At 39.2% G+C, this 11,026-nt stretch carries 8 protein-coding genes; 2 read left to right on the forward strand and 6 right to left on the reverse strand.

The genetic code is table 11. The features are described from left to right. Positions 1 to 291: 291 nt before the first annotated feature. Positions 292 to 1,446 carry an NADH:flavorubredoxin reductase NorW gene (norW, locus tag GTK47_RS02960; protein WP_165122086.1) on the reverse strand — a complete coding sequence of 385 codons (1,155 nt, stop codon included), beginning with the start codon at positions 1,444 to 1,446 and terminating at the stop codon, positions 292 to 294. Beyond that, positions 1,443 to 2,891, reverse strand: a complete 1,449-nt coding sequence (norV, locus tag GTK47_RS02965) for an anaerobic nitric oxide reductase flavorubredoxin (RefSeq protein WP_165122087.1) — start codon at positions 2,889 to 2,891, stop codon at positions 1,443 to 1,445. The genes norW and norV overlap by 4 nt, the downstream gene beginning before the upstream one ends. 190 nt (positions 2,892 to 3,081) lie before the next feature. Between norV and norR the strand changes: the two genes are divergently transcribed. Next, a complete protein-coding gene (norR, locus tag GTK47_RS02970; RefSeq protein ID WP_165122088.1) occupies positions 3,082 to 4,599 on the forward strand; it encodes a nitric oxide reductase transcriptional regulator NorR in 1,518 nt (505 codons plus the stop codon). A 98-nt stretch (positions 4,600 to 4,697) separates the two neighbouring features. Here norR and dmsD read toward each other — a convergent pair whose 3' ends face one another. The 4 genes from dmsD to GTK47_RS02990 form a co-directional block, all read right to left on the reverse strand. Then, the gene (gene dmsD, locus GTK47_RS02975) at positions 4,698 to 5,267 is read right to left on the reverse strand and encodes a Tat proofreading chaperone DmsD (protein WP_165122089.1); all 570 of its coding nucleotides are present in this window, start codon (positions 5,265 to 5,267) and stop codon (positions 4,698 to 4,700) included. Positions 5,268 to 5,345: 78 nt separating this feature from the next. Further along, positions 5,346 to 6,245 (reverse strand): DmsC/YnfH family molybdoenzyme membrane anchor subunit, encoded by a 900-nt coding sequence (locus GTK47_RS02980; RefSeq protein ID WP_165122090.1) that lies wholly within the window; start codon positions 6,243 to 6,245, stop codon positions 5,346 to 5,348. After that, on the reverse strand, positions 6,242 to 6,883 hold the full coding sequence (locus GTK47_RS02985) for a DMSO/selenate family reductase complex B subunit (RefSeq protein ID WP_075673997.1): 642 nt from the start codon (positions 6,881 to 6,883) through the stop codon (positions 6,242 to 6,244). The genes GTK47_RS02980 and GTK47_RS02985 overlap by 4 nt, the downstream gene beginning before the upstream one ends. After that, positions 6,880 to 9,300: a DMSO/selenate family reductase complex A subunit gene (locus GTK47_RS02990; RefSeq protein ID WP_165122091.1), complete on the reverse strand. Its 2,421-nt coding sequence runs from the start codon at positions 9,298 to 9,300 to the stop codon at positions 6,880 to 6,882. The genes GTK47_RS02985 and GTK47_RS02990 overlap by 4 nt, the downstream gene beginning before the upstream one ends. A 446-nt stretch (positions 9,301 to 9,746) precedes the next feature. Between GTK47_RS02990 and GTK47_RS02995 the strand changes: the two genes are divergently transcribed. Beyond that, positions 9,747 to 10,532 carry a helix-turn-helix transcriptional regulator gene (locus tag GTK47_RS02995; protein WP_165122092.1) on the forward strand — a complete coding sequence of 262 codons (786 nt, stop codon included), beginning with the start codon at positions 9,747 to 9,749 and terminating at the stop codon, positions 10,530 to 10,532. Positions 10,533 to 11,026 lie beyond the last annotated feature (494 nt).

The following is an 11,026-nucleotide window of genomic DNA, read 5'->3' on the forward strand; positions in this document are numbered from 1 at the left end:
AGTTTCACCTGTTTATACTCGTCATACTTCAAGCTGTAGCGTTGTTGACTGCGTTCATTCGCACTAGTCACATACTTATGTATGCTCCTAGCGACTCATTTACTTGTCGCCTAGCTACACCTCGAATTATTTAGAGTATCTGTTTGCGTCTATTTAAGTTGTAACTCTTGAATTATTTAGAGTATCTGCTTGCGTCTATTTAAGTTGTAACTCTTGAATTATTTAGAGTATCTGTTTGTGTCGATTCAATTTGCCGTGTGTTGGCTTTGTTTAGTGATATCTCTGCTTAAATTAAGCGGACAGTGCTCTTAATAAAGCAAACGCTTCTTTTACTTGCTCTTCTGTTACCACAAAGGCGCGTAATACGTCGTTATCATCAAAGCCTTTGGCGATAACACCCGACTGTGTTGTATTAATATTCCACGTTAAGTCATTACGAGCAGTTTCACCGGCAAGATGTAGAGGCATTAACGGTGTTTTCACCCGAATAATCATCGGTGGTAAATGAAGAGGTGCATTATTTTCACCCACAAGTGATTTTGCTAAATGCATCGCACTTAATTGTATTGGTTGTAAGAATGGCAATAAGTTACCGTTAATTTGTGCACAATCGCCTAAGGCATAAATATCGCGATTACTGCTTTGCAGATATTCATTCACAATAATCCCACGATCAGTATGTAAGCCTGCAAGATGAGCAAGCTCTATATTCGGCGTGAGTCCTGTGGCGGCAATAACACAATCAACGGTTAATTGATGATGCTGGTTAAATGTCGCTAAAATACCGTTATCGGTTTGTGTTAATGACTGTAATGGTGATTTCAGCATTAATCGCACACCAATTTCAGTAAGGCTTGATTGCAAACGGCCACTAAGATCGGATGGGATCAGAGATGATAATAATTGCCCTGAAATATCAGCGAGGATCACCTCTTTACCTGCTCGACTAAAATCCATCGCTAATTCAGTGCCAATTAAACCCGCACCTAAAATTAATACGCGCTTAGCTTGGTGAATTTGTGTTTCATAAGTTCGGTACTCTTGTTGGCTATTAAGCGTAAACATTAACTCATGGCCTGAAATAGCAGGACAATAAGTTTTGGCTCCAGTCGCTAATACCAATTTATCGTAATACCATTGCTCACCTTGATTACTCTGAATACATTTTTCATCTGTATTAATATCAACGATTTGCGTATAAGGATAAATGGCTAGTTGATATTGTTGTGCAAAGTCTTCAGCTGTTTGTTTTGTTAGATCATTCGCATTTTGAGCCTGACTAATAACATGGCTTAAATCCGGTTTGTTATATTCATCAATGCTGTCTGAGGCAATGAGGGTAATGGGAATATCTGCATTAAATTTGCGAATGTTTTTAACTAATTGGCGTGCGGCAAACCCCGCACCAATAATAACAATCCCACTATTGAGAAGGTCTGTACTCATTTTGCCTCCTTTGCAAGCGCATCAAAGACATCTTTTCCTAATGAGCATTCAGGACATAAGAAGCTATCAGGTACTTCGCTCCATGGTGTATTAGGTTGAACATTTTGCATTGGTTCACCTATTACCGGATCGTAAATCCATTGGCACACACTACATTGCATACGTGGACCTAAATCGACAGCTTCAACACTTGTGGCAACTTCAGATTGTGAGGAGGTTGCACAACAAGACTGAGTTGTAGGAAGTGGCGCTAAAGCCCATTGACGTGCAATTTCACGGCCATACTCACGACAAATCTCTTGTGCTTGCATGTCTGGGCGCCATTTGGTTTTTAGCGCGAGTGCGGTTTCAAATCCAGCATCCATCAAGCGGGTTTGAATGCGGTCAACGGCACCACCATTCCAACCATAACTCCCAAAAGCAGCGGCTTTTTTATTACGAAAACGTAAGCCCGTCATCTCTTCAAGCATAGCGGCAATTTTTGGCATCATGACATTATTCATCGTTGATGAACCAACAAGCACGCCCTTAGAACGAAATGCACTGGTAATAATGTCATTTTTATCACTTTTGGCAACGTTATAGCTTTTTACAAACACGTTAGGATCAATTTCATTGATACCTTGTGCAATGGCATCTGCCATCATACGGGTATTGTTAGACATGGTGTCATAGAAAATAGTGATGCGATCTTCTTGATAGTCTGCTGCCCATTTTAGATATAATTCAACGATTTGTGTTGGATTATCACGCCATACTACGCCGTGAGAAGTAGCAATCATATCGACAGGTAAATTAAAACCTAAAATTTCATTAATTTTGGGTGTTACAAGGCGGCTAAATGGCGTCAAAATATTGGCGTAATAGCGTTGGCACTGCTCGAATAATTCTGTTTGGTCAACTTCATCGTTAAATAAACGTTCATCACAATAGTGTTGACCAAAAGCATCGTTACTAAATAAAATCGCATCACCCGTTAAATAGGTCATCATGCTGTCAGGCCAGTGTAGCATTGGTGTTTCAACAAAAATCAGTTGCTTGCCATTACCAATATCAAGGCTATCGCCTGTTTTAACAATATTAAAATTCCATTCAGGATGATGGTGGTGACCATTGATTGAATCAATTGCATTTGCTGTGCAGTAAATTGGAGTATTAGGAATAAAAGACATCAGTTCCGTAAGTGCGCCAGCATGATCTTCTTCTGCATGATTAATAATAATGTAATCAATCTCTTCCAGATTAATTTGAGCTCGTAAATTTTGTACAAATTCGCGACTAAATTTATGGTCAACTGTATCAATAAGGACATTCTTTTCTTCACATATTAGGTAGCTGTTATAGCTACTTCCTAATAATGTTTTATATTCAGTGCCATGAAAATCACGAACTTCCCAGTCACGTTGTCCAACCCAATTAACATTATTTTTAACATGAATAGCCATTTTGTATTGTTCCTTCTCATTAATCTTTTCATCGGGATATGTATAGATATAATCAAGAAGCGTGCCAGTTTTTATCTTGTTGTTTTAAAACGATTTTTATTTTTGTGGTGATTTAAATATTGTCAATATGACTATCTTTATCATGTCAAAATGACCATAATAACAGTCATAATGACTATGAGGTGTTTTTATGGGCTTTTCCGTTGATGTGTTGGCTAAAATTGCCATTGAATTACAAAAAGATGTAGGTCATCAAGATAGGTTTCAGCGACTGGTGACCACGCTTCGGCAAGTGCTAAATTGCGATGCAGCTGCGTTGCTTCGTTATGAGCCTCATCAATTTATTCCATTAGCCATAGATGGCCTTGTACCAGATGTTTTAGGCCGCCGATTTCTACTTGAAGGGCATCCTCGTCTTGAAACTATCGCGCGTGCAGGGGATGTAGTTCGCTTCCCTGCGGACAGTGATTTACCCGATCCTTATGATGGGCTTATCCCAGATAGAGAGCATTTAAAAGTTCATGCATGTGTGGGATTACCATTATTTGCGGGACAAGATTTAATTGGCACATTAACACTTGATGGAATGGATCCTCATCAGTTCGATACTTTTAGTGATGAAGAATTACGTTTAATTGCTGCATTAACCTCTGGTGCCTTAAATAATGCGTTATTGATTGAGCAACTCGAAAATCAAAACATGTTATTTACGCCAACCAATACGTTTAAGCCCACAGTAAAAACAGAAATTATTGGTTTATCGCCTTCGATGATGCAACTAAAAAAAGAGATAGAAATTGTTGCACCCGCAGATATGAATATTTTAGTGAGTGGCGAAACGGGAACGGGTAAAGAGCTGGTGGTCAAAGCCATTCATGAAATGTCTAATCGTGCAGATAATCCGTTAGTCTATTTAAATTGCGCGGCACTTCCTGAGAGTGTGGCAGAAAGTGAATTATTTGGGCATGTGAAAGGGGCTTTTACTGGCGCAATTAGTCACCGTAGTGGTAAGTTTGAAATGGCAGATAACGGAACTTTATTTCTTGATGAAATCGGGGAGTTATCATTATCACTCCAAGCTAAATTACTGCGTGTCTTACAATATGGTGATATTCAACGTATTGGTGATGATCGTAATTTACGCGTTAATGTGCGTGTATTAGCGGCAACAAATCGTGATTTATGGGAAGAAGTATTAGCGGGGAATTTTCGTGCCGATCTTTTCCATCGGTTAAGTATTTTTCCTTTGCATGTTCCGCCATTACGAGAAAGAGATGAAGATATTTTGCTATTAGTGGGTTATTTCTGCGAGCAATATCGTCAGCGTTTTAATCTTACTCAAGTGATTATTAGTCCTGAATTACGCCTTTATTTATTGCACTATTCTTGGCCGGGTAATGTGCGTGAATTAGAACATACCATTCACCGAGCAATTGTTTTAGCGAGAGCCGGAAATAAAACTGATAGCCTTATTTTACAAGTTAGTCATTTTGCTTTCGGGGCTGAAAATCCAGTTTACTCTGCTTCTCAAACATTACCTTCTGAAGAAAAGAATTTAAAAGAAGCAACGGATGAATTTCAGCGGGATTTAATTAAACAAGCATTGCTACGCAATAACCAAAATTGGGCGGCCACGGCGCGAGAATTATCACTCGATCCGGCTAACTTACGTCGTTTAACAAAACGCTTAGGATTAAAGTCGTCATAATTTAAAAAGGAATGTCTTAAACGAAAAAAGGTAATTTGGGTGCGTGGTCCAAATTACCTTAAATAATTATGTTAGGATGATAAGTTGTTAATAAATTTCTATTTTCTGAATGCGTTCACCGTGATGGTTACCAGTTCTGTTAATGTGCTATAAAATTGGCTATACCCACTCATTTTTAATTTATTTAAATAATGAGGTAGCCATGTGGTCAAATGAAGGGATAATAATTCATTAACCGCTTCTTCTCTGTTTTCCGATGCTAATACCGCTGCTTGAAATAACATCAAACCGATATGATCAACAGGCTCTGGAAAAGGCGTGTTTACTTTTAAACGTTCCCGTTTTAAAAACTCACTTAGTGCAAGGGTAGAATCCCCTTGTAATAAACCTTCAGGATCTAAATAGACTGAACCCCAAGGGGGGGCAGGTAATGCATTAGGGCCAACAAAAAGATTTTGCCATTGGATTTTTAATTGCTCTGTCTCAATAGAAACGGAATCAATTAAACGTTCACACAGACGGCTTTCAATTTTACAAGGCCACTGTGCTGCAAAATCCCCAGTTTTAAAAAAGTTGAGTGCAGTTTTATTGGTGTCATCATCAGGTGGGAATAAATAACAAATTCCCAATAAATTAAATGCAGCCGCATAATAAGAGAGTCTGCTCATAATTTTTGATACTTCCTTAAACAAACCCCAATTAATGAGGTTTGTTTTTTATTATTTAAACAACAAGCTCAATTAAAATTAGTGAATTGAGTAGAAAACATAACGCAACATAAAGTCAGCGATAATCGCGATAACACAGCCAAGTGCAAAAATAGACTCAGTTGTTTTACCTTGATTTTTAGGGGCTAGGAATTTCACTAAACTATAGCCACAAGCCAATACTGCAAAGGTTGCTAAGATCCAGCATGTAGTCCGTAATGAACCAATGGAGTAATACACTTGAATAGGTGATAACGGGAATGTCACCGATTTTTGGCTATATAGCGTGCTAGTTAAATATTGCTCATAGAAAGGTTGATACAGTAACCGACCGATTAAGCTAAATGCCATTATTCCCCATAATTGCCATTTCCAGCGTATTGGGAGAGAGTCTTGTGGTATCTCAATACCTAACTTACTTCCTATGCGTTGTAATACTTTGATCAGTAAAAAGAAAATAGCGGCACCAAGTGTTAACATCGCGCCAAAGAACATCACGTAAGTATTAGGGTCCATCCATGTCAAAATGGAGGTATGGCGATAAATCGATGCCATGCAATAAATATCAAATAGCCCAATCAGAATACTGGTACTTAATAACAGCATTGAGAGTTTGCGAGTGCGCCAGAGCCATAAAAAGGTCAATCCTAGGCAACCGACAAAAATAGCAGTGACGGCAACTTCACGACTTAACCAAGCAGAAAAAACATTTCTAATGGCATTAGGGGCATTTAATGGCACACCTAAGTGAGTAATTGAAGCGATAGAGCCTAAACCAGCTAATCCACAAATAACAAATAAGGCTAACAGCATAAAGCGATAGTAGCTTTCTGCATTGAGATAATGAGAAAGGCGACGAGCAAAAAGCCCGGTTGTTAGCGCAAGACCAATGGTCGCATTCATCATAAATGTGAATATTAATAATGACCATTCATTCATTTTCTTTCTCCCTTATTATTAATTCCGTCATTATTGGCACCCTGATGTGGGTTAATAACAAGGTTTGGATGTGTTATTTCAGGGGAAGGCAAGCCTGTGACATAATCTAAATCGCCATAGCGTTCACGCAATTCATCAATAGGACCAAATTGGATTGCACCTAACGGACAAGTTGCAACACAAACAGGTTGCTCACCTTTTTGCTGTAAATCGATACAAAAGTCGCATTTTGACATCTGTTTGGTTTCTGGATTCATTTGTGGTGCGCCATAAGGGCAAGACCACGCACAAGCACCACAACCGACACATTTGTCTGTATCTACCATGACAATGCCGTCACCTTCACGTTTATGCATTGCCGTGGTTGGGCAGTTTTTAACGCAAATAGGGTCGTCACAATGGTTACAAGAGATAGACAACGTGTAAGCAAAGACATTATTAACCAGCGCACCTTTAGGATTGCGGGTATAACCGCCACCAGTGATTTCATAAACACGACGAAATTTGCGTCCAACATCGAGGTTGTTTTTATCTTTACAAGCAACCTGACACGCCTTACAACCTGAACAGCGAGCGCTGTCGATATAAAATCCTAACTGTTTATTGCTCACAGCGGGATAAACGATAAATTTACTCATGCTTTTGCTACCTCGACCAATAATGTTTGGTGAGCATTGCCGTGTGCCATTGCGGTGCTACGGGATGATGTTAATACGTTGGCACATCCACCTTGATCTATGCCTTTTGCATCAGGTTGCCACCAAGCACCTGCTTGTAAGGCGACGACACCAGGCATAATTCGTTGTGTTAATTTGACGGGAACCATCGTGATCCCACGATCGTTATACACTTTGACTTTCTCGCCTTCTTTGATGTTTCTATCTTGAGCATCTAACGGGTTTAACCAGAGTTCTTGGCGCTGTACTTCTTGCAACCAAGGGTTGGCAAATTGCGTTGAGTTTGCGCGGTTACGCCCTTTCCATGTGATAAGTTGTAACGGGAATTTATCCGTTAACGTATCTTCAGGACCTTCAATGGCGGGGACATAATGAGAGAGCGCAGGAATATCGACATTATTCATGTCATATAAACGCTTAGAGAAAATCTCAATTTTGCCCGATGGCGTTGGGAATGGATTATTCTCGATATCTTGGATATTTTTCTCAAACGCCACATTTTGAGTATGTGGGCGATGTTTTAATAGATGACGACGTTTAACTAACAACTCTTTAAAGGTTGGAATACCGTCTTCAGGGCGTTTAACACTGGCGTCATCGACTAAATATTCAATCCAATCGCGGTCAGTCTCTTTGCCTTCGCTAAATTGCTCGCCTACACCTAATTTATCGGCAACTTCACGTAACCAGTCGTAGTCAGTACGACGCTCAAACTCAGGCTCAATCACTTTTTCAGAAAGAATAATGTAGTCGCCATAGCTCCATGTACCACCGATATTCCAGCGTTCTAAGAAGCTGGTTTCTGGTAGTAAAATGTCGGCGTATTTTGCACTTGGTGTTAAATAGAGATCACTACAAACGATAAATTCTACTTTCGATTCATCTTCAAGTACTTTCGCAGCATGAAGAATATCGGTATTTTGGTTTGTCATGTAGTTACCCGCCATTGAGAAGATCATCTTGATTTCAGTATCAAGTTTCTCGGCGTTCAGTAACCCATTTTGTGGCGTGACTAAATTTTTATCTTCACACGCTTGTACCCAGTTGGTGATATTGATTTTCGCTTTTACTGGGTTAGTTAATAGACTTGGCCCTGCAATGGTTTTACGCAATTCAGAGTTTAAAGCCATGCCATAGCCAGCAGCCCAACCACCACGAACACCCACATTACCAGTGATAGTCGCAAGTAATGTCGCGCCACGCGCCGTCCGCTCACCACAAATATGGCGCTGAGGCCCCCAACCTTGCATCAATGCCGCCGGTTTTGTTGATGCATATTCACGAGCTAATTGTTTAATAGTATCAGCAGGCACTTTAGTGATGGTTTCAGCCCATTCTGGGGTTTTCTTAACACCATCTTTTTTACCCATTAAATAGGCAACTAAAGACTCATTTTCACCCACACCTTCAGGCATTTGGTGCTCATCAAAGCCAACAGTGTATTTATCGATAAAGGCTTGATCGTGCAGATTTTCGCTTACGATGACATACATCATCGCATCCATCATGGCGTTATCCGTTGTTGGCAGTAGCGGTATCCACTGATCAGCTAAAGAAGACGCAGTATCTGAATAACGTGGGTCAACGACAATAAATTTAGTGCCGTTTTTCTTCATTTTTTGGAAGAAATGGTTTGAATGACCAAAAATCGTTTCGTTAGGGTTATGGCCCCATAAAATCACAAGAGGGGTATTTTCTAACGTGTCGAGTGTACTACCACTGGCGGCTGTGCCGTAAGTATAAGGGGTGACTGCAAGGGTATTACCGTTACTGACCGAGTGATAGTTTTCCAGAAAACCACCTGTGATATTAAACAGGCGACGTAACATATTTGCACCAGAAAAAATACCGCCAGTAACACCTGTACTTAAGCTGACAAAGCGAGATGCTGGACCATATTGCTGGTTAATACGTTGCATGTTTTGCGCAATAAGGGTGGTTGCTTCTTCCCAAGTGATGCGTTCAAATTTGCCTTCGCCACGTTTACCAACGCGTTTCATTGGGTATTTTAAACGATCTGGATGATAGACAAATTTACGATAACCACGGCCTCGTACACAAGCACGCATAATTGGCATTTCTTCATCTAAATCAGCATCTGGGCGTGTGCTAATACGGGTAACTTTGCCATCTTTTACATGCGCACGAATGTCACATTTACCGCCACAGTCAAAGCTACTACAAGTTGAAACAACGCGCTCACCATCTTCGGTTGTTATTGATTTTGCTGGGATAGCGTTATCTGTTGTCGCAGCAAAAGAGTTTGATGCGAGAAAAGGAAGGGTGACTAATGCTGAGCTCGCTTGAATAAAGTGACGGCGGCTAACATCGTTGAGAATGCTCTTTGTATCACTATCGTGATCGGACTGATTGCTCATAATGAACTCTACCTTAAACATAATAGGCGGATCCCGATATACCCGATACTTGATATAAAGAATGTGCGTGATTTTTCTAGGCTATGAATAAAGGGAATGTCTGGTATCCGCTGCATTATTATTGAATGCATAGATAATTGCAGAATGCTCGAAATAACATCTGCGAGAGGGATAGTAGTTGATTAATCTTTTGCCAACATTCTAAAACCAGACAACGACATTCGAATTTCAGCCTATTTACAAGGGGTGTTAAAAGCTCGTTTTTTGATTGTTAATAGGGTTTGTTAAATAGATATCAAGAAGGTTGAAATTTTACATAAGGTATTTTCGTTATTTATTTAAATATATAACGATTTTAATTATATAGGTCATTATTTGCCAGTGTGTAGAGTGTGGGATAACTGTTATATTAAAAGAACGAAAATAAAAAGAGAGCGACCCAAATTGTGAGAAATGTACCTTTAAAAAGCGTTGATTCACTTGACCGAGATGTTATTGCGCTGGGTACAGACTATTTACCCAATACGTTGTTAGAAACGCATCAACATCGTCGAGCCCAATTTTTATATCCTGCAACGGGTTTAATTGAAGTGAGTACAGATGATGGTGAGTGGGTTATTCCACCGTCTTGTGGTGTGTGGATCCCACCAGAAACTGGGCATGAAACGCGTATGTTAGATGTGAGCACTCGAAGCTTGTATATTGAGCCTTCCGCAGCACCTCGATATAGCAAACAATGTGAGGTTGTCAGTGTTTCTCCTCTTTTTCGCCAACTATTACTTGAAGCCGTAGATGTGCCCGCAGAATATGATAAAAAAGGACGAGATGGTCTTTTAATGCAGCTCATCCTATGTGAATTAGCGAAAGCAAAACCGTTACCATTTTTTGCACCTATTCCACAAGACAGTAAATTAGCTAAATTATGTCGTGATTTTATTCGTAATCCCAAAATAGATTCTTTACCGCAACAATGGGCAGATAAATTACATAAAAGTGAGCGCTCTTTTAGCCGTTTTTTCCGCCAACAAACAGGAATGTCATTTTCACAATGGCGACAACAAGTCTGTTTATTGAATTCATTAACACAAATCTTATCAGGACGCGGTATTACTGAAATTGCCTTTGATTTGGGTTATAACAGCGCCGGTTCATTCTCCACGATGTTTAAAAAACAGATGGGGCAATCGCCTTCCCACTTTAGTATGGATGCACTGGATATCGATAGGTTTTAGTTGATATCTATATCAAACATATAAATTTAGGTTATTTAATGATCTGAATTCAATCTCTTATCTGAGTATTCGATATCTCTCTTATCGGCAAAAATTGAGTAATGCGACGCCGAAAAAAACGAATAAGCCAAGAAATCCCTGTATAAGGAGGTTATTGGTGTATCAAAAAGAGAGTAGATCGAACAATAGATTTCTTCTATTTAAAATACATTTAAAAGATGAGAGTAATGCACGCTTAAACAGAATAAAAAGTTAAAGTTTTTCATTTTATAGTTGATTATAAAATGGAAACGGAAATAGAAGCGTATAAAAATGAGTAAATATACTAGTGTATTTATTTTTCTTAAGTTATTTGTTAAAAAATTGTTTATTTTTTGTTTGTTGATTTAAGCGTTTAAAAATGGAATAGATTTATCTTTTATGGTTGAACTTGATCAGTGATTTACTTCTAGTGTTTTGAATTAATTGATTATTTTTGACTGGTATAATCTCTT

It is taken from the genome of Proteus sp. ZN5, assembly GCF_011046025.1.
Lineage (GTDB): Bacteria > Pseudomonadota > Gammaproteobacteria > Enterobacterales > Enterobacteriaceae > Proteus.

What these genes read in the sequence shown, in the direction of transcription:
- norW (WP_165122086.1), bottom strand. Translation starts at nt 1,446, where the DNA reads ATGAGTACAGACCTTCTCAATAGTGGGATTGTTATTATTGGTGCGGGG.
- norV (WP_165122087.1), bottom strand. Translation starts at nt 2,891, where the DNA reads ATGGCTATTCATGTTAAAAATAATGTTAATTGGGTTGGACAACGTGAC.
- norR (WP_165122088.1), top strand. Translation starts at nt 3,082, where the DNA reads ATGGGCTTTTCCGTTGATGTGTTGGCTAAAATTGCCATTGAATTACAA.
- dmsD (WP_165122089.1), bottom strand. Translation starts at nt 5,267, where the DNA reads ATGAGCAGACTCTCTTATTATGCGGCTGCATTTAATTTATTGGGAATT.
- GTK47_RS02980 (WP_165122090.1), bottom strand. Translation starts at nt 6,245, where the DNA reads ATGAATGAATGGTCATTATTAATATTCACATTTATGATGAATGCGACC.
- GTK47_RS02985 (WP_075673997.1), bottom strand. Translation starts at nt 6,883, where the DNA reads ATGAGTAAATTTATCGTTTATCCCGCTGTGAGCAATAAACAGTTAGGA.
- GTK47_RS02990 (WP_165122091.1), bottom strand. Translation starts at nt 9,300, where the DNA reads ATGAGCAATCAGTCCGATCACGATAGTGATACAAAGAGCATTCTCAAC.